17 protein-coding genes are annotated in these 21,119 nt (G+C 45.3%); 4 read left to right on the forward strand and 13 right to left on the reverse strand.

Features of this window, described 5'->3' with window-relative positions; all coding sequences use genetic code 11:
• Positions 1-184 precede the first annotated feature (184 nt).
• Positions 185-1,378 carry a glycine C-acetyltransferase gene (gene kbl, locus FDP09_RS00685; protein WP_137400834.1) on the reverse strand — a complete coding sequence of 398 codons (1,194 nt, stop codon included), beginning with the start codon at positions 1,376-1,378 and terminating at the stop codon, positions 185-187.
• A gap of 260 nt (positions 1,379-1,638) precedes the next feature.
• Between kbl and FDP09_RS00690 the strand changes: the two genes are divergently transcribed.
• Together FDP09_RS00690 and FDP09_RS00695 are read left to right on the forward strand one after the other, a co-directional pair.
• Positions 1,639-2,595 carry an NAD-dependent epimerase/dehydratase family protein gene (locus FDP09_RS00690; protein ID WP_137400835.1) on the forward strand — a complete coding sequence of 319 codons (957 nt, stop codon included), beginning with the start codon at positions 1,639-1,641 and terminating at the stop codon, positions 2,593-2,595.
• Positions 2,596-2,601: 6 nt separating this feature from the next.
• A complete protein-coding gene (locus tag FDP09_RS00695) occupies positions 2,602-3,087 on the forward strand; it encodes a copper resistance protein NlpE (RefSeq protein ID WP_137400836.1) in 486 nt (161 codons plus the stop codon).
• Positions 3,088-3,183: 96 nt separating this feature from the next.
• Here the strand turns inward: FDP09_RS00695 and FDP09_RS00700 are convergent, their stop codons facing one another.
• Complete coding sequence (locus FDP09_RS00700; protein ID WP_137400837.1) at positions 3,184-3,540, reverse strand: Spx/MgsR family RNA polymerase-binding regulatory protein; 357 nt, start codon at positions 3,538-3,540, stop codon at positions 3,184-3,186.
• 139 nt (positions 3,541-3,679) lie between these two features.
• Between FDP09_RS00700 and FDP09_RS00705 the strand changes: the two genes are divergently transcribed.
• Positions 3,680-4,717: a DUF3667 domain-containing protein gene (locus FDP09_RS00705; RefSeq protein WP_137400838.1), complete on the forward strand. Its 1,038-nt coding sequence runs from the start codon at positions 3,680-3,682 to the stop codon at positions 4,715-4,717.
• A 148-nt stretch (positions 4,718-4,865) separates the two neighbouring features.
• Here FDP09_RS00705 and hemL read toward each other — a convergent pair whose 3' ends face one another.
• The 11 genes from hemL to FDP09_RS00760 form a co-directional block, all read right to left on the reverse strand.
• On the reverse strand, positions 4,866-6,155 hold the full coding sequence (gene hemL / locus FDP09_RS00710) for a glutamate-1-semialdehyde 2,1-aminomutase (RefSeq protein ID WP_137400839.1): 1,290 nt from the start codon (positions 6,153-6,155) through the stop codon (positions 4,866-4,868).
• 9 nt (positions 6,156-6,164) lie between these two features.
• The gene (locus FDP09_RS00715) at positions 6,165-7,838 is read right to left on the reverse strand and encodes an ABC transporter substrate-binding protein (RefSeq protein WP_137400840.1); all 1,674 of its coding nucleotides are present in this window, start codon (positions 7,836-7,838) and stop codon (positions 6,165-6,167) included.
• A gap of 220 nt (positions 7,839-8,058) precedes the next feature.
• Entirely contained in the window at positions 8,059-9,588 is a 1,530-nt protein-coding gene (gene guaA / locus FDP09_RS00720; protein WP_137400841.1) for a glutamine-hydrolyzing GMP synthase, read from the reverse strand.
• Positions 9,589-9,744: 156 nt separating this feature from the next.
• Positions 9,745-11,157, reverse strand: a complete 1,413-nt coding sequence (locus FDP09_RS00725) for a Gfo/Idh/MocA family protein (protein ID WP_137400842.1) — start codon at positions 11,155-11,157, stop codon at positions 9,745-9,747.
• 59 nt (positions 11,158-11,216) lie between these two features.
• A complete protein-coding gene (locus tag FDP09_RS00730) occupies positions 11,217-12,200 on the reverse strand; it encodes an amidohydrolase family protein (RefSeq protein ID WP_137400843.1) in 984 nt (327 codons plus the stop codon).
• On the reverse strand, positions 12,200-13,024 hold the full coding sequence (locus tag FDP09_RS00735; protein WP_137400844.1) for a class II fructose-bisphosphate aldolase: 825 nt from the start codon (positions 13,022-13,024) through the stop codon (positions 12,200-12,202). Before FDP09_RS00735 ends, FDP09_RS00730 begins: the two co-directional genes overlap by 1 nt.
• 8 nt (positions 13,025-13,032) lie before the next feature.
• On the reverse strand, positions 13,033-13,977 hold the full coding sequence (locus FDP09_RS00740; protein ID WP_137400845.1) for a carbohydrate kinase family protein: 945 nt from the start codon (positions 13,975-13,977) through the stop codon (positions 13,033-13,035).
• On the reverse strand, positions 13,970-14,893 hold the full coding sequence (locus tag FDP09_RS00745; protein WP_137400846.1) for a 1-phosphofructokinase family hexose kinase: 924 nt from the start codon (positions 14,891-14,893) through the stop codon (positions 13,970-13,972). Before FDP09_RS00745 ends, FDP09_RS00740 begins: the two co-directional genes overlap by 8 nt.
• On the reverse strand, positions 14,893-16,068 hold the full coding sequence (locus FDP09_RS00750; protein WP_137400847.1) for an SIS domain-containing protein: 1,176 nt from the start codon (positions 16,066-16,068) through the stop codon (positions 14,893-14,895). Before FDP09_RS00750 ends, FDP09_RS00745 begins: the two co-directional genes overlap by 1 nt.
• A gap of 741 nt (positions 16,069-16,809) precedes the next feature.
• Positions 16,810-17,877: a zinc-binding metallopeptidase family protein gene (locus FDP09_RS00755; protein WP_137400848.1), complete on the reverse strand. Its 1,068-nt coding sequence runs from the start codon at positions 17,875-17,877 to the stop codon at positions 16,810-16,812.
• Between the two features lie 475 nt (positions 17,878-18,352).
• Positions 18,353-19,936 (reverse strand): acyl-CoA carboxylase subunit beta, encoded by a 1,584-nt coding sequence (locus tag FDP09_RS00760; protein WP_137400849.1) that lies wholly within the window; start codon positions 19,934-19,936, stop codon positions 18,353-18,355.
• Between the two features lie 197 nt (positions 19,937-20,133).
• Between FDP09_RS00760 and FDP09_RS00765 the strand changes: the two genes are divergently transcribed.
• Positions 20,134-21,099 carry a Ppx/GppA phosphatase family protein gene (locus FDP09_RS00765; protein WP_137400850.1) on the forward strand — a complete coding sequence of 322 codons (966 nt, stop codon included), beginning with the start codon at positions 20,134-20,136 and terminating at the stop codon, positions 21,097-21,099.
• The last annotated feature ends 20 nt before the right edge of the window (positions 21,100-21,119 follow it).

Consider the following 21,119-nt stretch of genomic DNA (forward strand, 5'->3'; position numbering starts at 1 on the left):
ACAGAATCAACCCTGCCAAAAGGCATACATTTTACTGATTCCACCTTCCATTCTGACCGATTTTCTTGCATTTTCAGCTTTTCCCGATCTCCATAGGGACAGGCTAAAACGATCCCTAATGCATAAACCGCGTTAAAAATTGAAATGAAATTTCATTTCAATTTTTAACGCGTATTCAACAAGCCTAGATCACACCCAGTTCCTTTCCAACTTCCGTAAAGGCCTCAATGGCCGCATCCAAATGGTCTCGATCATGGGCAGCAGATATCTGCACACGTATTCTGGCTTGGCCTTTTGGCACCACTGGGTAATAAAATCCTATTACATACACGCCCCGCTCAAGTAACTTATCGGCCATTTGCTGGGAAAGCACCGCATCGTATAGCATGATCGGGACGATCGGGTGTACACCAGGCTTGATGTCAAACCCTACTTCAGTCATTTTCTCCCTAAAATAAGTGGTATTCTCCTCCAGTTTATCCCGGAGTTCGGTGGTTTCCGACAATAAGTCAAAGACAGCAATGGACGCCCCCGTAATGGCAGGAGCAAGGGTATTGGAGAAAAGATACGGCCGAGAACGCTGACGAAGAATATCTATGATCTCCTTTCTTCCTGAAGTAAATCCTCCTGAGGCACCTCCAAGTGCTTTGCCCAAGGTGCCGGTAATGATATCCATTTTGCCCATTACACCTTTCAGCTCATGTACCCCCCTGCCTGTCTTACCAATGAATCCGGTCGAATGACACTCATCGGACATCACTAGGGCATTGTGTTTTTCTGCCAAGGCAACGATCTTATCCATCTGGGCAATGGTACCGTCCATGGAGAAGGCGCCATCCGTCACAATGATCTTTTGCTTTGCTCCCTTTTCATTGGCCTCCATCAACTGGGCTTCCAAGTCCTCCATATCGTTATGCTTGTAGCGAAACCTCATTGCTTTGCAAAGCCGCACGCCGTCAATGATAGAAGCATGGTTTAGGGCATCAGAGATGATCGCATCTTCAGGCCCCAGGATGGGCTCAAATACCCCCCCATTGGCATCAAAAGCTGCCGCGTACAGAATGGTATCCTCTGTACCCAAAAATTCACTGATTTTCTGCTCAAGCTCTTTATGGATATCCTGTGTACCACAAATAAATCTCACAGAAGACATTCCGTACCCATGGGTATCAATAGCCTTTTTGGCAGCTTCTATCACCTTTGGATGACTGGAAAGGCCCAAGTAATTATTAGCGCAAAAGTTCAGCACCTCTTTCCCGTCTGCGGTGGTAATTTCTGCTCCCTGAGGAGAAGTAATCACCCGCTCCGACTTGTAGAGCCCTGCCTCACTAATTTCTTTCAATTCCTTTTCTAATTTTATCTTTAAACTTTCGTACATAATATATTTGGATTTAATTTCGTATCATTGTAACTGAAAAACTTTCATATAAAAGTAGTTTAAAATATTTACAATCGGTAAAATTGAATTTATTAATTTTGCGTAAGCTCGGATTGCTCATTACGATATCGTATAAGCACCTAAATGACGCAAAAACAAGTTAAAGGCCTCAAAAGGAAAGCCTACACTTATTCCGAATAAATATAAACCCTAAACATAAAAAAGCCCTTGTCGGCACTCAGACAAGGCTTATAGAGATTATGGAAACAATTCTTATCACTGGAGCTGCAGGGCAACTGGGCTCCGAACTGACCTTGGCACTGGCCAACATGCACGGAGGTGATCGCATCATTGCCACGGACATAAACGAGGCCTCAGCGTGCAAGTTTGACTATTGTCGTTTTATGCCATTGGACGTAATGGACAGGCAAAAAATGGCTGAAATTGTAAAAACCGAAACGGTCACCCAGATCTACCACCTTGCCGCAATCCTCTCTGCCACCAGTGAAAAGAATCCGATTTTTGCTTGGAACTTAAATATGGAAAGCCTCCTTTCTATCCTAGAGATCGCCAAGGAACAAAAGCTTAATAAAATCTATTGGCCTTCCTCCATTGCTGTTTTTGGCCCCAACACGCCAATGCAGAACACGCCCCAAGACTGTGTAATGGATCCTAATACGGTTTATGGCATCTCCAAACAAGCAGGTGAAAGATGGTGCGCTTATTATTTCGAAAAATACGGAGTGGATGTGAGGAGTTTGCGCTACCCTGGCCTGATCGGCTATAAGTCAATGCCGGGTGGTGGCACCACAGACTATGCTGTAGATATCTTTCACAAAGCCATCGAGGGCGAGGATTTTGAATGCTTCCTTAGCGAAGACACCTATCTGCCCATGATGTACATGGATGACGCGATCAAGGCTACCCTGGACCTGATGCATGCCCCCGCAGAGCAAATAAAAGTACGCTCCAGCTATAACCTTGGCGGCATCAGTTTCTCTCCCAAAGAAATACACGAATGCATCAAACAACATTACCCGAATTTCAACATCTCCTACAAACCAGATTTTAGGCAGGAAATCGCTGACACCTGGCCTGACAGCATCGATGACAGCGCTGCCCAAAATGACTGGGGATGGCAACATTCTTTTGGATTGGAAGAAATGACTAAGGATATTTTGGCTAACTTACCGGCTTATTTGGTAAACCTAAAATAGAAGTTGATGAAAAAACTAGTGCCATACGTCTTTTTGATAGGACTGGCTTTTGGATGCGACAGACCGGCAAAAGAAACGGCCAATGAAGAGCTGACCACAGAAAGTGCCCCTGAGCCTGCCGACAAGGTTCTTCAGAAAGAGGGCTCTACCTGGTTCACTTACGAAGGCACCTTGCCTTGCGCTGATTGCAGCGGTATCAAGATGACCTTGAGATTAGAAAACCGAGCTGAGAAGAATGCACGGGAATACAAACTTTCACAAGCCTATCTGGGCACTACGGATGGAGACAGGACCTTCGAATCCTCAGGGGTTTACGAAGTCACTTATGGCATGGAAGGGAATCCTGGAGCCATGATCATCACCCTGTTGGACGATCAGGAAAATCCCGTCAAACATTTTCTTCAGGAAAAGGATAGCGATGAGCTTATCATGCTTGACATCAACAAAAAGAAAATAATATCTGACCTTAATTATTCATTGACCATAAAATAAAGTGGCTCAGCGCAGCCAAGGAAAAATCTCACAAAGCCTATTGGGAAATAGTGTGATGTAAGATTTTTCCTTAATTCAATGCTAAAGGGACGGAACCTATTTTTTCTCCAATATGGTTTCTTTCTGAAAACCAAGTAAAATTTCACCGTCAGGATAAACCATCACGGGTCGCTTGATCATGCTGCTATTACTAATCAATAGAGGAATTGCCGTGATTGCCTCATCCAGCCCTGCCTTTTCATCATCTGTAAGCTTCCGATAAGTGGTTCCCCGCTTATTCACCAACTTATCCAGCGTCACCTTTTCAAGAAATCCTTCCAAAAGTGCCGTCGTCGGAGGCGTCTTTTTGTAATCCACAAATTCATAAGGAATCTCATGTTCATCCAATAACTTAAATGTCTTTTTCATGGTATCGCAATTCTTGATGCCATATACTGTAAGCTTATTTTCCATCAGCTGTTTGTAAGTTTTTTCCTGCACAAAACTAATTTTTTCGCTGATAGCCCACCAATTTTCCTTAGGAAATATGCCCCCTTTTCTTCTTTACTTTTGGACATTCATTTATATTAACGGATTCATCTAAATTGCACTCATGAAGGGAAACCGCAAAACTAATTCCTGCCTTAACTGTGGCCAAGAGCTCAGTAAAGACAATAATTTCTGTCCGAATTGTGGCCAGGAAAACAAAGACCAAAGCGTACCATTCTGGGTCTTTTTAAGTGACTTCTTTGCCAATTACTTGAATTTTGAATCGGTATTTTTCAGGACAATTCCTACATTCTTGCTCAAACCCGGCAAACTCACCCAAGAGTTCAATGCTGGAAAAAGACGAAAATACCTCCACCCTATCCGCCTTTACTTAATTCTTTCCTTGTTTTATTTCTTTGCGGTAGGAATGATCATCCCCGCAGATATCTTTGACAAGGTAATGGTCAATAAGTTCAGCGGTGACGCCACTTCTGAATTGATTCAAAAAAACCTTTCCCCATCACTCTCTTCAGCGGAACGACAAGAACTGGACAGCTTGATTAAAACGCATCAAATTGACAGTTTAAGGGCTCAGTTCAGGCTTTTCTCAGGTCATGAAAATGATTCTTCCACGACATGGATGCAGCTAAAAACAGCTGCCCAAAACCCCAATTTGGCCGACAGTACATTTGGCACCTTCCTTCGAAAAACGGATTACATGATATTCAGTGAATTGGACACTGACCTCCAACGAAACTTTATTGCCAACTCAAATCTTTATATCATTAATTCTGCCCAAAACCTCCCCATTATGATGTTTGTCCTTTTGCCATTTTTTGCACTGGTATTATTGGGATTATATATCAAAAAGGAGACTTACTACGTCGAGCATCTGATTTGTGGACTTCATGTCCATAGTTTTGCCTACCTGATCTACGGGAGCGGATTGCTCCTGTTCAATTTTGACATTGTCAATACCGGATGGATCATCATAAGTTGTTTCGTACTGGTCACCAGTTATGCTTATTTCAGCCTTTTACGACTACATCAACAAGGCTGGCTACTTACACTTGTAAAATTCTGGGCACTTGGCTTTGTTTATTTTTCTGCATTGTTTTTAGCCATAGGCATCGAGCTTTACATCTCACTATTGTTACTGTAAAAAGTATGCTGAGGAATTCTTGAAAAATGATCAAGCATTATTTCCAGAAGGCGAGCAAAGGGCATTGTGCTAAGTCACCTATCATAAAACCTCAATTTGGCCATATGAAAAGAAAACGGGCTGCCATTTTCTAGCAGCCCGTTTTCTTTTATAGAATTTCTTTTAGCGAAGCTTCATTGGCATCGAGGATATGCGCTACGTGCTCATCGGTCAACGCCGTACTCAAAAACAGGCTTTCAAATTGCGATGGTGGCAAGTACACGCCTCGCTTCAGCATGGCTTGGAAATACTTACCAAACAATGCCGTATCAGAGGTTTTGGCAGCTTCAAAGTCCACTACTTTTTTGGATGTAAAAAACAAACTGTACATGCTTCCCAAATGGGTCATGGTATAATCCAATCCCAATTTTTCAAGGCTAGCCTTGACGCCTGCTACCAGCTTGCTTCCTATTTGGTCGAGCTTCGTATATATCTCTGGATGCTGATAGAGATGGTCCAGCATGGCCATTCCTGCAGCCATGGCAATGGGATTACCCGACAATGTCCCAGCTTGATAAACAGGCCCGACAGGGGAAACGTAGTCCATGATTTCTTTCTTCCCCCCATAAGCCCCCACAGGCATCCCTCCACCGATGATCTTACCCATGGTGGTCAAATCCGGTGTAACGCCAAATACTTCCTGGGCACCTCCTTGGGCAAGACGAAAGCCGGTCATCACCTCATCAAAGATCAAAACGATCCCTTCTTCGTCACAGAGCTTTCTTAGTCCCTGCAAAAAGCCTTCTTCTGGCAATACCAACCCCATATTCCCTGGAACAGGCTCTAGGATAATCGCTGCCACTTCGTCCTTATTCGCCTCCACTACTTCCCTCACAGCGGTCAGATCATTGTAAGGAGCCAACAAAGTATCCTTTGCCGTGCCCTTGGTCACCCCTGGGGAATTGGGCGCGCCCATTGTCATCGCCCCTGATCCAGCTGCGATCAAAAAGGAATCGCCATGGCCATGATAATTCCCTTCAAATTTAATAAACTTATCACGGCCGGTATAGCCCCTGGCAAGTCTTACTGCGGACATGGTAGCTTCTGTACCAGAATTGACCATCCTTACTTTTTCCACAGAAGGGACCATCTTACAGATCAATTCTGCGATATCAATTTCTTTTGCCGTGGGCGCGCCAAATGACGTCCCATTTTCCACCGCCTTGACAATGGCCTCATTTATCGCTGGATGGTTGTGCCCCAAAATCATCGGCCCCCAGCTATTGATCAGCTCGATGTAGCGGTTATCATCCTCATCGTAGAGATAGGCTCCTTCAGCTTTTTTGATGAACAAAGGATCACCCCCTACGGCCTTAAAAGCCCTCACGGGGGAATTTACGCCTCCGGGGATAAAATCTTGAGCATTTGAAAAAAGCGACTTGCTATTTTGGATGTTCATTTAAACGTATTATTTGATTTCTTCAATTTTACCATTATCAAGCTTCAGAAAAGGCACATACTGATTGGACTGGCTATTCTTAAAATCAAGCCCAAAGCCCAAACTGGATTGTATAGCCCCTTGTTGGTTGAGATTTTTCCTAAAGTCAAAGCCCTCGCTGGAATTGATCGTCTCAGCTACCCAGTTCATCAAGTCAAAGCCGATGTATGCATTGGAGCCAGGGTAAGTGCTGTATTGTTCAAAAAAACGAAACCTGAAATCCTCTGTTCCCTCCTTAGCAAAATCCACTGTGTTATTCCCAATATAGTTCAGGTCATTCCCCTCCAGCATTTCAAAATTGGCAAAATTAAAATACAACCAACTGTCCATCACATAAATCGGCACACTGGTACTAAGGGATTCCAACAGGGACAAAGTAGGCGAGGCAATGTAAGGGTCATCCGAAAAGATCACAATTTGGTCCGCCCTAGCGTCCATCCCTGGCTTTAAGCCTGTATCGGAAAGGAAGTCTCTGATATTATTAGAACTTACCTTTTTATTGGATACGATTTGATAACCTCTCTTGGAGGCTTCTTCTGCCAACTGACGCGCCATCAATTCATCCCGGGAGGAGCCCGAGTAGGCCAGCGCTATCCGATTACCCGTACTATGTTTCCTGCCATACGCCAATAGCTTGTCCACAATTACCTCCGTGGAAGGCCTGAAAAGATAGGCATAATCAGTATCGCCAAACGTCTCCTTTATATTGGAAAGTGGGTTTATAAAAGGGATCTTATGACGGTCTGCAAAACCGGAAACCAAGGCTGTCTCCTCCGGATAGATAGGACCTACAATGACATCTACCTGGTTAAAAAACGGATCAGCCAGGATTTTTTTGACTACCGCATTTTTTCGCTCGGTGTCAAAGGTCCTTACATTGATATCCATGCCTTTTTTCTTGGCATCTTTGATAGCCATGTCCAAGCCTTGATAAAGCTCAAAAACAAAGTTCCCTGCATCCAGATTCCTCACACCGGTACCTCCTTGGTAATTAAAAGGAAGCACAATGGCGACATCCAAGGTATTATTTTTCACCCTATCCATTGATGGGCCTTCCCCTTCTTCTCCGGCAAGGTTCATATCGTTCAGCTCTGCTAACAGTTTTTTCTCATTGGAAGAAAGCACCGATTGCTTTAGTAATTTTTCTTTCAGGGCAAGGCTATATCCTTTATTTTCCTTGAAGGCAGAATAATGTGCCACCAATAAACTTACGGTCACGCTATTGCTGCAATAATCATAACTGGCCCGATAACCTTCCTCTCTGATCGTCTCGTTATCGATTTTGCCCATGGCACTTAGCCCGTCATAAGCTTGGTTTAGGGAAAAATTGGTCGTGCCCAATAGGTAAAATGCTTCATCTTCCTTCTCCCAATTGTAATCGGTCACTAGCTGCTCCAAAGTAGCTTTGGCTAACTGGTATTGTTGGTTTTTGTTAGCAGCCCTCGCAAAATGATAGCGGGCATAAAGGGACAGTTTTCCATAATTGTTGTAATCCAAATAAGGACGCAACTGTTCCATTGCCACATCTGGACTTCCGCTGTCAATCAATCGCACGGCAGAGCTATAGCCTGTCCCTGTCTGCTGTGCCAGCACGGGGCTGCCCAACAACATGACGACCAATAAAAATATGTTTATCTTTCTCATGGGTAAATTTAACTTACAATCATTGTGAAGACATTGACTGCCCTAACCAAAATTACAGGTAGTTCATTTTGGGTAAACTGAAACTGAGCAGCCTCTAGGCAACCTATGCCCGTCCAAGGGTAAACTCAAACACTATACCTTTCTAAGACGGATTACGAATTTAATTGATTTTGAAACAAAACCACATAAAAAAAGCCTGATTTACACCAGGCTTTTCGGTTTATTCCCACTCAATGGTCGCAGGCGGCTTAGAGCTGATGTCATACACCACTCTATTGACCCCTTTCACCTTATTGATAATTTCATTGGATATTTTCCCCAAAAACTCATAGGGTAAGTGCACCCAGTCTGCAGTCATACCATCTACGGAAGTTACCGCTCTTAGCGCCACCACCTGCTCGTAAGTCCGCTCATCTCCCATCACACCTACTGACTGAACCGGCAGCAATATGGCTCCTGCTTGCCACACTTCATCATAGAGCTTATCGTCTTTAAGGCCTTGGATAAAGATGTGATCCACCTCTTGTAGAATGGCCACTTTTTCTGGGGTAATGTCTCCCAAAATCCTTATGGCCAAACCTGGCCCTGGGAACGGATGCCGACCGATAATATTCTCAGGAATCTGCAAAGCCCTCCCTACTTCTCTCACCCCGTCTTTAAACAAGGTATTGAGCGGCTCTACTACTTTCAACTTCATGAAATCCGGCAATCCCCCCACATTATGGTGAGACTTGATCGTAGCAGAAGGCCCGTTTACAGAAACGGATTCGATGACATCAGGGTAGATCGTACCCTGACCGAGCCACTTTACTCCTTGGATTTTATGTGCCTCGTCATCAAACACTTCAATAAACGTATTTCCGATCGCTTTTCTCTTCTCTTCAGGATCACTTTTACCGGCCAATGCATCATAAAAGCGTTGTTTGGCATCCACACCGATCACATTTAGGCCAAGGTGTTTATAGGAATCGAGCACTTCCTCGTATTCATTTTTTCTCAACAGGCCATTGTCCACAAATACACAGGTCAGGTTATCGCCAATTGCCCTATGGATCAGTGTTGCTGCCACAGACGAATCTACCCCGCCGGACAGTCCCATAACCACTTTATCCTCCCCAATCTTCTCCTTCAGCTCATCGATCGTCGCATCGATGAACACATCAGAAGTCCAATCCTGACTGCACCCACAAATTTGCACGACAAAATTTCTGAGCACGTTTTTACCTTCTTCGGAATGGGTTACTTCCGGGTGAAACTGGATACCAAACGTATCTTCGCCAGGCACCTTGAACGCAGCCACTTTTACCGAAGCCGTGCTGGAAATCACTTCCCAGCCACTTGGAAGTTCCTTGATGGTATCACCATGGGACATCCACACTTGCGAACCATGGGTTACCTCGTGGAACAAATCATTGTGCTTGTCGATAAAATTCAGGTTTGCCCGACCGTATTCCCTGATTTCGGAAGGTGTCACATTGCCACCATATTTTTGGGCGAGCAATTGGGACCCGTAGCAAACGCCCAAAAGGGGTAATTTACCTCTGAATTGTTCAAGATCTACATCTGGAGAGCCTTCATCCCTCACCGAGCAGGGGCTGCCCGACAGGATCACCCCTTTGATATCGGGCGTGATTTCCGGGATGTTATTATAGGGGTGGATTTCACAGTACACATCGAGTTCTCTTACTCTTCTGGCAATAAGCTGCGTGTACTGGGATCCAAAGTCTAGGATAAGTATCTGTTCTGCCATGCGCAAAGGTAATCACACTTCCATTAACGGAAAAGCCGAAGATGAAAATTTCGAAATTTTATTTGGAAAAAAAATGTTACCCTTTGATTTCTCACAGGGTGACATTTCGATTCGTTTATTGGTAATCTAAAAGATCTACAGTGCAACTACTTATCCCTAAATCCTCACACCGGTGTCTCCTCCGCCCTCTAGGGTGATGCTTACAGGCGTATTGGTTTTCCAAGAGCCTCCGGTAAAGTCCGGCACATCGATGGAAGTAGCCTTGTTGGCAACAGACCACTCGGACAGTGGAGAAAAGGCACTCCAAAGTGCCGCATCATACACGTCCTGATCCAGTGGAAGGCCGTTTCTCAGACAATCCACCAGTCTCCAGGTCATCATAAAATCCATACCGCCGTGTCCACCAATTTTCTTGGCCATCTCTCCCACTTTCTTGGTGATCTCTGGGGTGTATTTTTCTTCCAGCTCAGTCATTTGCTCTTCCGAGAACCAACGATGTCCTGTTGCCACACCTTGTTTTGGCCATTTTCTGGCGATACCTTTGGTACCGCTCACCAAATGGATCCTGGAATATGGCCTTGGAGAGGTCACATCGTGCTGGATCATGATGGATCTGCCCTTTTTGGTCTTCACCATGGTGGTATTCATATTTCCGCGGAACTGCATATTGGCGTAGGAAGCGAAGAAATCATCCTCCGCTGCCAATTCCTGGGCATGCTGCTGCATCATAAAATCATTGCTGGACAAGGAGGTCAGGTAATCCATTTGATCGCCTCTGTTGATGTCCATGATTTGGCAGATTGGGCCTAAGCCGTGTGTCGCATAGAGGTTACCGTTTCTATGGGCATTTTCCTTTAACCTCCACATATCTTCATAGCCACCCTCTTTCTTGAAATTAAGACCGAGAAGGTCGTGAAGGTAAGCGCCTTCACCATGGATCACATCACCAAAGAAGCCATCCCTGGCCATATTGAGCGTCATCATTTCGAAAAAGTCATAGCAGCAATTCTCCATCATCATGCAGTGCTTCTTGGTACGCTCGGAAGTTTCCACCAGCTCCCAGCACTCCTCTAGCGTCTTCGCTGCGGGCACCTCGATCGCCACGTGCTTGTCAGATTCCATTGCATAAACGGCCATCGGCACGTGCCATTCCCAAGGGGTGAGGACAAACACGATGTCCAGGTCATCACGGTTCACCATCTTTTTCCAGGCATATGCTGAACCAGAATACGTATCGGGATCATGTGGAGAGTCCTTTAGCATTTCCTTTACCTTGTTTACCTTTTCTGGAACCAAGTCACAGATGGCCTTGATCTCCACGCCTTCTATCTTACTCATCCGCTCCACATGGCCCGGACCGCGCATTCCCAAACCAATAAAGCCTGCCCGTACCGTATCCAACTTGGGAGCCCCATAGCCCGACATGTTAAACCGCTGGTTGTTTTTTCTTTTACTCTGTCTTAATACTTCGTCCAACTGTGGCTGGGTAAATCCGCTCATGCCAGCTCCTACCAACCCCATACCTGCAAGCCCGGATAGCTTAAGAAAATCTCTTCTATTATTGCTCATAATAATGACTTTTTTGGTTAGTGTTAATGTAAATTTCCAAAACAGCTTCGTTCAGGTCGTCATTCAAAACCATAAACCCTGGCCGCATTGGTATAGAATAGTTTCTGCAATACTTCTTCAGGTAAATCAAGCCCTTGGAACGTACCGGAAAACTCAGGCGCTTCCAGCTCCTTGGATGTTGCGAAGAAGTCCCAGTGAAAGTTCCATAACTGCTCGAACCGATCCGCCACACCTTGATCGCCAAACGAACCATCGTCGATCACATCGGTACCGTACATGATCCGATCTTGGTATTTGATCATAAACGTCCGAACATCTTCCCAGCGATCTTTGGCCTGTAGCTGTAAATGGCAAACCCGCTCGGCCACATCCGTCTGAAGGTTGGGATACCTATCCAACCTTGCCGCCACTTCATCAATGCTCCACTCCATGCTCAGCAAATGCAAGCCTACAAATTGAAGGTTTGGATGACGCTCCAAAATCCGATCTCTGGCATTCATCTGCTCCTCATATGAAGGATATTCCGGATGGAGATGCATGTGGTATTCGGGATGATTGGAAAAATATTCCCGATCCGAATCCACCGTCATTTCATCCAATGGTAACCAACAATTTTTAGGTTCTCCCTGATGACCGATCAATAGGATATCGCTCTGCTCAAGAAAATCAAGGATTGGCTTGATTCGCTCATCATCGATCATGATAAAACGACCTTGACGATCCTTCAGGTCCATGCCGATATTTTTCCAAATTTTCACGCCACTTGCACCTTTCTCCAGGCCACGCTGTATTTGTTCAATAGCCTTGGCTGCCCATCCTTCCTCATTTATCCCTTCTGTCGAAAAAGAAGCAATAAACTTGATGCGGTTTGGGTACTGGTGTTCCAGTTGCTTGAGTACTTCTTGCTGTCCCTCGATGGTGTCAAAAAAAGGTATCTCCGTATTGATCGAAAGAAATGATGCACCATATGCCAGTGCCTTCTCCATTTTTTCGATGGAAGTGGTGTTTAAATGTACGTGTGCATCTATAAAAGGACGAATCATTATTTTTCGTTTTTCATGATATCCAACTTGTAGCTGACCAGGTCAGTCACTTCCTTGGTGGCCTTTGGGAAGACTTTCCGAAGGTCGATTTCCTCATTTTTCAGCAGCAGCTGCTGTAGCGTCTTCATGAATATGTTTTTGATTTCCGTGGCCAAGTTTACTTTGCAGATGCCTCTGGAAATAGCCTTCCGTAGCTGCTCTTCAGGCACCCCAGAACTGCCATGAAGGACTAAAGCGGCATCTGTCTCCGAAGCGATTTCACTCAATAGGTCAAACTGCAATTTAGGCTCTTCTTTGTAAAAGCCATGTGCTGTACCAATGGAAATGGCCAATGCATCGACCCCAGTTTGCTCCACAAAGGTTTTGGCCTCCTCAGCGGTGGTAAACCCTTGATGCTCGTGAGACTGTCCCAGCTTGGCCACGTATCCGAGCTCTGCCTCCACGTTGGCACCGTATTTATGTGCCCTCTTTACTACTTCTTGGGTGATTTTTACATTTTCTTCAAAAGGCAATTCACTGCCATCGATCATCACCGAATCAAACCCGGCATCCAAGCAGGCCTGTGCCAGCTCCACACTTCCTCCATGGTCCAAATGGATCCATCCTTCAACGCCATATTCATCCAGTGCTGCCCTGCCCATGGCCACAGCTGTACGGAGCCCCATGTAGTCAATAGAGCTTTGGGTCAACTGGAGTATCACTGGCTCATCCATACTGGATGCGGCCTTCAAGACTCCCTGTAGCGTTTCCAGATTATAGAAATTGGTGGCCAATAGCCCGCGTTTCTGGGCTGTAAATTCCTGTAATTTATGCTTTAACTTCATCACTATGATTAAATTTCTTGATCAAATTGGGACTTTGCCCGTTCTTTTACTGCTTTTAGGGAGTTGAATGCTCCCGTTCCTCCTGCGGCTGTGGTATTTATAGCGCCCATGAGATTCCCATGGCGCAGGCAAGCCTCCCAGTCTGCTCCTTCAAGGAACTTACTGATAAATCCTGCATTAAAACTGTCTCCAGCACCTATAGCGTCCACAAACTGGTCGTTCACAAAAGCCTTCACCTCAGTAACCTGACCATTTTCACACACCAAACCACCCTTCATGCCCATTTTCAGGGCCACTGTATTGGTATATGGCTTGACCGCTTCAAGGGCTTCATTTACCGATCCCTTTCCGGTCAGGGCCAATAGCTCTGCTTCATTAGGGAGGAAAATGTCCACAAAAGGCAGGCATTCTTCATAGTCAAAATTCCACTGATCATCAGGGTCCACTTGCAGGTCTAGCGAAGTGGTCATACCCGCTGCTTTTGCCTTTTTGAAAATGGCCGTTATGTCCTTTTGGATTCCCTTCTGTAGAAAATAATTGGAAAGATGGAAATGCCTGAACGTACCTCCCCGGTCCCAAGGAATATCCTCCATGGTCAATGCCTCCATTGCTCCGCAATAAGTCACATTCGCACGGTCCTGATCATAGTTCATGACCACCGTAAGCCCCGTCTGAAGTTGATCAGCTGTTGAAATAAAATTGGTATCCACGTTTTTGGCTTTCAAGGTTTCCTTCACCATATGACCAAAATCATCCCCGCCAACCTTCCCGCAAAAAGCCGTATCCACGCCCAACGTTGCTATATTTGAGGCAAAAATTGCCGATGAACTCCCCAACACCACATCCATCTTTTGGGCCACTTTTTCGCTGCCCATTTCCGGAAATCCCTGGATCTGGTTTAGGATCAGGTCAATGTTCAGTTCACCGACTACCAGTAAATCCATTTTACCCATAAGTCAAATCATTTATATTTACCCGAGGAAGCAATTGCTCCACATCTGCTTTATATATCATTCCCAAATCTGCCCGGAGACAATTGGCCGCACCAAAGGCAGCGCCATATCTGGCAATTTCCTCAACGCCAAGCCCTTTGCTTACCCCATGAGCCACGCCAGCGGTAAGGCAGTCTCCACAACCTACAGTGCTGATCACTTTTTCCAAGCTAACATTGGCATGGACGAGTTTTCCTTGATAACTGAGGTAGAGTCCCTCTTTGCCTTTGGTCAGGGCGATTAAGTCAACTTTCTCGTGCAATTTGTCAATGGCGTCTTGGACATCAGGCGTACCGCAATATTGCTTGGCCTCATGTTCATTGAGGTGTATGCCAAATACATTTACTTCCAAGGCATGCTCCAACTGGACACCGCTACAATCCAAAATGACCTTTTTCTCTTTTTCGTTTGCTATCGCAATCAATTCTTGATACGCCGTTTCCGGAGCTCCTTTTGGCCAAGACCCTGACATCACCATTATGTCAGCATTTTCACATTCCTTTTTGAACACCCGGACAAATTGCTCAAAATCGTCACGGGTCATCTCTGGCCCTGGCTCCATCAATTCAGTATTCTGAATGGAAGAGGTCTCAGATAGGAAGGTATAGCACTTCCGGTTCATTCCACTTAACTCCACTCCTGTGGTGGTTATTCCAAGACTTTCGCACATGGATTTGATCCATGTGCCTGAGTGTCCTGCCCAAGCCGCCAATAGCTTCGTGGATACACCAGTCTCCTTAAGTGCCATCGCCACATGAACGCCCTTGCCACCAGGAAATTCCTGCTGGGTGGAAATGCGATTAGCTTGGCCCAGACGAAAATCCTCCAGCCAAGCATAGGTATCGATAGAAGGGTTAGGACAGACCGAAAGGACCATTACTTCTCTTTTCTGTAAATGGTCACTCCCTGAACCACCCTGCTGATGGCTCCACTTACGGAGGGATTATCAGGACGTAACCCCAGCTGCAAGCACTTATAAAACCCGAGTAGCTGCCCCACCATTGTAGCAGGAAGGACATTGAAGATTGCTTTTTCACTATCCCCTACTGCAGGAAGGTCCAAAATGGAATGATACCCGTCCTTCTTACCAGCCGCAAAGCTGATGGTCTTTATTTTTCTTTTGTCTTTCCCAATACTTTGGGCCAAATCTTTTTCATAACGCGACACATGCGCATCCTTCGAAAACAAGTAAACCACAATGGAATCCTCGTTTGCAACCGCTCTCGGACCGTGCCTGAAACCAAGAAAGGAGTCATGCTTACAAACCACTTGGCCATCGGTGAGCTCCTGAAGCTTTAGGTGACACTCCCTTGCCACTCCTAGCATCGTTCCGGATCCCAAGAAGATCACCCGCTCAAAATCCAATTCCGCTACCGCTTCAAATTTTTCCAACTGATGGTGCAACATACCCGTTGCCGTCTCCATCGCATCCTCAAACTGTCCTTTCAACTCATCCAGCTGATCAACGCCCGCTACAAGTAGAATTGCCAGTAACATAGAAGTAAAGCTTCCGGTCATGGCCAAGCTATTGTCATTGGAGCCCTCAGGCAGCACCAAGGCAAAACAGTTCCCCTCACAATCATCAGCATATGCAGCGAGTTCACCGTCTGGATTACAGGTAATGATCAGGTGGTAAATTTCCTTGCAGTGCTCGTCAGCGAGCTTTACGGCTTCCACACTTTCTGGGCTATTGCCAGACCGCGCAAAGGACACCAATAACGTGGGGGCATCCTGAAGGAAAAACAATTCGGGATGCGTCACAATATCCGTGGTCGCTATTGCTTGGGTGTGAACATCCGTCATTTGCTGCACTGCCCCTTGGGCCGACTCTCCTATAAAAGCTGAAGACCCGGCACCAGTAAGGATAATTCGAGCATTGCTCTTTTCAAAAATCGGCTTTAGAAAAGTATGAATGGCGCCTTTATCCTTGACAACTTGGCTAAACACCCGCTGCCACAACTCAGGCTGCCCTGCTATTTCCTTTGCCGTGTGAAATGCCCCCAGCTCCTCTGCTTTCTCAGCATCCAGGGTCAAATATGTCGTTTGTATCATATCTTAAAGTAAAATCTAGCTTATGCTATATATCCAAAACAGCCCCTACTCCTAGATGAGGAAGAGTACTGTACTTTCGTTTTACATACACACCAAATTAAACGAAATAAAATGAAACATAAAAATTTCAATTTATTTTTATTAACCAAAATCAAGGAAAATTACCTCCCAACCAATGCACTGCGAAAAATCGAAATATGTTTACAAAATTTAAAATTACTTCGTAATAACCTGAGCTCGACTTATTTTTAGCATTAAAAGCGTCATAGCGAACCCTTTTAAGGAGGATGTGGGTTGGAAAAGGGTGTGGCAACTCGCCGCGGCGAGCTGCCACGGCTTCCACCCGCTCTGGCCTCCCTCTAAGCCTCGCAGTGACGGTTTTATAATCGAACTGAGGTTAATAACCTCTCCTTAGCACCTATCTGCTATTATCTTCCATTAAATCAATTTACAATTACCTATAATAAAATCCTTAGCGATTTACGATATCATGCAGTAAAAATTTTCACTTACTTTCGCTCTTACCATCATCTATCCATTTAAAAAGCACGCTTTCCTCTCACATAAAAAGGCCGGTGGAAATCCATCCCACCGGCCATTATTCAATTGCGATCTCTCCAAATTCACTTGGTCAGTATCAATAAACATTTCAGCCCACCTTATGCATTTTCTATCGTTAAGAGCATTGAAGTGGCCAGTAAATCAGACTGTGGCCTAGAAAAGCCAATGCATAATTTAGGTTCAGTCAATATACTTAAAGTTATAATCTGGATCCAAGTCCTCCAAAAAGCCTGTGATCAAGTCAATGACACTGTCAATATCTTTTTTGCTGGCCGTCTCCACGGTAGTGTGCATATACTTCAGTGGCAAGGAGATCAATGCTGACGGCACACCGTCATTGGAATAGGCAAAGGCATCTGTGTCGGTACCTGTGCCCCGGGAAGCAGCTGCCCGCTGGAAGGGGATTTTACGCTTATTGGCCGCTCCAATGATCAAGTCCAACAATTTCTTGTGCACAGAGGCACCATATGTCAGTACAGGCCCAGCACCGGCTACTTGCTCACCACTGGTAATCTTATTGTACATCGGTGCGGTGGTATCATGGCAGACATCTGTGATTACTGCCACATTTGGTTTTATCTTAGCGGCGATCATCTGCGCACCACGAAGGCCAATCTCCTCCTGCACGGCATTCACCACATAGAGCGCAAAAGGGAGCTTTTTCCCAGCATCATGGATTTTTTTGAGCACCTGGGCGATCATATAACCGCCTACTCGGTTATCCAGTGCCCTTCCTGCAAAGAATTTACCGTTCAGGTCAATAAGCTCATCCTTAAAAGTGGCGACACATCCGACATGGATTCCCATTTTCTCCACTTCCTCTTTACTCCTCGCACCGACATCGATAAAGATATTTTCCAGGCTTGGCTTGTCTTCCTTGTCGCCCTTACGAACATGTATCGCCGGCCAGCCAAATACTCCAGGAATGATCTTTTCATCCGTATGGATATTCACACGCATGGAAGGCGCTATCATATGGTCTGAGCCACCATTTCTGCGCACATAAATATACCCTTCTGGAGTAATGTAATTCACAAACCAACTGATCTCATCAGCATGTGCCTCAATGACTACCTTAAAAGGAGCATCTGGATTGACGACTCCTACGGCAGTACCATAACTATCGGTGAAATGCTGATCCACAAATGGCTTGATATAATCCAACCATAATTGCTGGCCTGAAGCTTCAAACCCCGTCGGCGACGCGTTATTGAGATACTTATAAAGGAATTTTTCGTTTTCTTGCATGAACTTCGTTGTTTGATTATTTAGTTAATAGGTTATTGGATAATACTCCTAAGCCTACCTATTTGTTTCATCCTGATATCCTGTTGTGGTTTTTTGGACGTCTCGATACACCCCTTCTCGACAACTGTAAATCAATGATTATACCACTTCCTAAAGCCTCTCATTTATCCTTTGGAAATCGATTCGTCTTCCCAAAAACCTTCGGATTCATACTTTAAATCGGAAGGTGAAGACTTTTCATCACCCTTGAAAAACCGCCCCCCCTTAAGAGGACATAACGCCACTATTTCTACTATCATAACCCTTACTTCCCTCGACACCCTCCCCGCCTCCAATTCTTCAAATTTATCCATCATCAAGTGAGACCAAAAAACATGAGAACTTAATAATTTTAATCGGCTACTGAATGGGATTATCCTTTCCGACCTGAGATATGTCCATACCCAGAGACATCATTTTCTTTTCTCGGCCTTATCTACAGCGGTATGTTCCCGTGTTTTTTCCTAGGTAGGTTATCCACTTTGTTTTGGAGCATTTTGAAGCCCGAGATAAGTTTATTTCGAGTTTGGGACGGCAGGATCACTTCATCAATATATCCTCTGTGGGCCGCCTTATACGGATTGGCAAATTTCTTGGTGTACTGGTCTATTTTCTCTTGTAGCTTTTCCTGGGGATCGTCCGCCTGTGCAATTTCCTTTTTGAAAATAATTTCCGCGGCACCCTTTGCGCCCATTACTGCAATTTCTGCTGTCGGCCAAGCGAAATTCAGGTCGGCGCCAATGTGCTTGGAGTTCATCACATCATAGGCTCCTCCATATGCTTTTCTAGTAATCACCGTTATCCTTGGCACGGTGGCCTCGGAAAAGGCATAAAGCAGCTTGGCACCATTGGAAATGATTCCATTCCATTCCTGATCCGTCCCTGGCAAAAAACCAGGCACATCCACTAACACCAACAAAGGAATATTAAAACAATCACAAAACCGTACAAAACGGGCTGCTTTTATAGAGGCGTCATTATCAAGCACTCCTGCAAGTGACTGGGGCTGGTTTCCCACCACGCCAACGCTCCTTCCTGCTATCCGGGCAAATCCTACCACCATATTGTCCGCAAAGTTCTTGTGTACCTCTAAAAACGATGCATCGTCCACTATTCCACCCACCACAGCACGCATATCATACGGGTGATTGGGGTTTTCCGGCACCAACTTATCCAACTCCTCCCGGGACTCATCCTCTCGCATTTCATATGGATAGGACGGAGCATCGTCCTCACAATTTTGGGGAATATAGCTGAGGATCTCCTTCATGGTCTTGATACAATCCACTTCATTTTGGCAGGCAAAATGGGTCACTCCGCTTTTGGTGCTATGTGTACTCGCACCACCCAGTTCCTCAGAGCTGACATGCTCCTGTGTAACCGTCTTGACGACGTTTGGGCCAGTCACAAACATATAGCTGGTCTCCTCCACCATGAGGATGAAGTCGGTTATGGCGGGCGAATAAACTGCACCACCGGCACAAGGCCCCATAATCGCCGACAGCTGTGGAATCACGCCTGAAGCCCGGGTGTTACGGTAAAAAATATCCGCATACCCTCCCAGGGAATTCACCCCTTCTTGGATACGGGCTCCCCCTGAGTCATTCAAACCGATGACTGGTGCGCCGTTTTGCATGGCCATGTCCATTATTTTGCAGATTTTTTCGGCATGGGTTTCTGAGAGCGAGCCGCCAAACACCGTAAAATCCTGTGAATACACATACACAAGTCGGCCATTGACCTCTCCATATCCAGTCACTACACCATCTCCTAAATAATATTCCTTGTCCAGCCCAAAGTCTTTGCATCGATGCATTTTAAACTTATCGATCTCCTGAAAAGTCCCTTCATCAATTAGCAAGTGAATCCGCTCGCGGGCCGTCAGTTTCCCTTTTTCGTGCTGGGTAGCTATCCGCTGTTTGCCTCCGCCCAATAGGGCTTCTTCATTTTTCTTTTTTAGCAGTTCCAGTTTTTCCTTGTTTCCTGGAAGGGTATAAACTCCTTTTGTAGAACTTTTCATAAAATCAGCATCGTGGGTTCATCCTACAATATAACGAACTGTTTTTTATCGAAGAAACTTTTTCCCTAGCCCCACTCAAAACTACTCAGGAATACACTTACCTACTCAATCAGAACCTTTCCTTTATTAATCTGACATTATCATAAAGCATTTTAAATAAACTTTTTATATTCGCACAACTAAAAAACCGGGGCTACATGAGACATGAGAAGGCAGCCATAATTGACATGGGAACCAATACCTTTCATTTGATATTGGTAAATCTAAAAGAAGAGGGGTTTGACATTCTTTTCAAAGAAAAAGTCCCTGTTAAACTAGGACAGAAAGGCATTAGTAAAAACGAAATCCATCCCGACGCCAAGAAACGTGCAATGCATACCCTTAAGCATTTCCGAAATTTGATCGACGGGGAAGCCATTGAGCATGTCTATGCTTTCGCTACCAGTGCCGTGCGAAATGCCCATAACGGAATGGAACTGGTACAGGACATCAAAAATGCTTTTGAACTAGATGTCCATGTAATCGACGGCGAGCAAGAAGCTCAGCTTATCTATGAAGGCATTCGTTTTAGCAAGTCTCTTGGAAAAGAAAATAGCCTCATGATGGACATCGGTGGTGGATCAGTGGAGTTTATCATAGGCAATGAATCCAAAGCAAGCTGGAAACAAAGCTTTGAAATTGGCGGTCAGCGATTGCTGGATCTTTTCCATTACCACGACCCTATTCTTCCAGAAGAGATCGACAAACTACAGGCATACCTCTCTGAACGGCTACAGCCGCTAATAGACGCCCTCAAAGTACACCAACCCAAAAGGCTGGTGGGCGCTTCGGGCACTTTCGACACGTTAACAGACATGTACTATGCCGCTGCCCAGCTCACCAAATCAAAGGGACAGACGGTTTTCCACCTGCCCAGAGCTGAATTCAAGCACTTGTCCAAAAAACTGGTCACTCTCAACAAAGAACAACGACTGGAAATCCCAGGCATGATCCCTATGCGTGTGGACATGATCGTGGTGGCTTCCTGCCTCATAGAGTTTATCCTCCAATATGTTGAGGCTGACGAACTGATCTGTTCCAATTATGCGCTAAAAGAAGGAGTCATCTCGAAAATCCTGAAAAACGAATCCATCATCCCCTGCATGGGAATGGAAAAACCATAATCAAACTGCTCACCCTGTCA

This window comes from Echinicola rosea (assembly GCF_005281475.1).
Lineage (GTDB): Bacteria > Bacteroidota > Bacteroidia > Cytophagales > Cyclobacteriaceae > Echinicola > Echinicola rosea.

Coding starts and splice junctions, on each gene's coding strand:
- kbl (WP_137400834.1), bottom strand. CDS start 1,378: ATGTACGAAAGTTTAAAGATAAAATTAGAAAAGGAATTGAAAGAAATT.
- FDP09_RS00690 (WP_137400835.1), top strand. CDS start 1,639: ATGGAAACAATTCTTATCACTGGAGCTGCAGGGCAACTGGGCTCCGAA.
- FDP09_RS00695 (WP_137400836.1), top strand. CDS start 2,602: ATGAAAAAACTAGTGCCATACGTCTTTTTGATAGGACTGGCTTTTGGA.
- FDP09_RS00700 (WP_137400837.1), bottom strand. CDS start 3,540: ATGGAAAATAAGCTTACAGTATATGGCATCAAGAATTGCGATACCATG.
- FDP09_RS00705 (WP_137400838.1), top strand. CDS start 3,680: ATGAAGGGAAACCGCAAAACTAATTCCTGCCTTAACTGTGGCCAAGAG.
- hemL (WP_137400839.1), bottom strand. CDS start 6,155: ATGAACATCCAAAATAGCAAGTCGCTTTTTTCAAATGCTCAAGATTTT.
- FDP09_RS00715 (WP_137400840.1), bottom strand. CDS start 7,838: ATGAGAAAGATAAACATATTTTTATTGGTCGTCATGTTGTTGGGCAGC.
- guaA (WP_137400841.1), bottom strand. CDS start 9,588: ATGGCAGAACAGATACTTATCCTAGACTTTGGATCCCAGTACACGCAG.
- FDP09_RS00725 (WP_137400842.1), bottom strand. CDS start 11,157: ATGAGCAATAATAGAAGAGATTTTCTTAAGCTATCCGGGCTTGCAGGT.
- FDP09_RS00730 (WP_137400843.1), bottom strand. CDS start 12,200: ATGATTCGTCCTTTTATAGATGCACACGTACATTTAAACACCACTTCC.
- FDP09_RS00735 (WP_137400844.1), bottom strand. CDS start 13,024: ATGAAGTTAAAGCATAAATTACAGGAATTTACAGCCCAGAAACGCGGG.
- FDP09_RS00740 (WP_137400845.1), bottom strand. CDS start 13,977: ATGGGTAAAATGGATTTACTGGTAGTCGGTGAACTGAACATTGACCTG.
- FDP09_RS00745 (WP_137400846.1), bottom strand. CDS start 14,893: ATGGTCCTTTCGGTCTGTCCTAACCCTTCTATCGATACCTATGCTTGG.
- FDP09_RS00750 (WP_137400847.1), bottom strand. CDS start 16,068: ATGATACAAACGACATATTTGACCCTGGATGCTGAGAAAGCAGAGGAG.
- FDP09_RS00755 (WP_137400848.1), bottom strand. CDS start 17,877: ATGCAAGAAAACGAAAAATTCCTTTATAAGTATCTCAATAACGCGTCG.
- FDP09_RS00760 (WP_137400849.1), bottom strand. CDS start 19,936: ATGAAAAGTTCTACAAAAGGAGTTTATACCCTTCCAGGAAACAAGGAA.
- FDP09_RS00765 (WP_137400850.1), top strand. CDS start 20,134: ATGAGACATGAGAAGGCAGCCATAATTGACATGGGAACCAATACCTTT.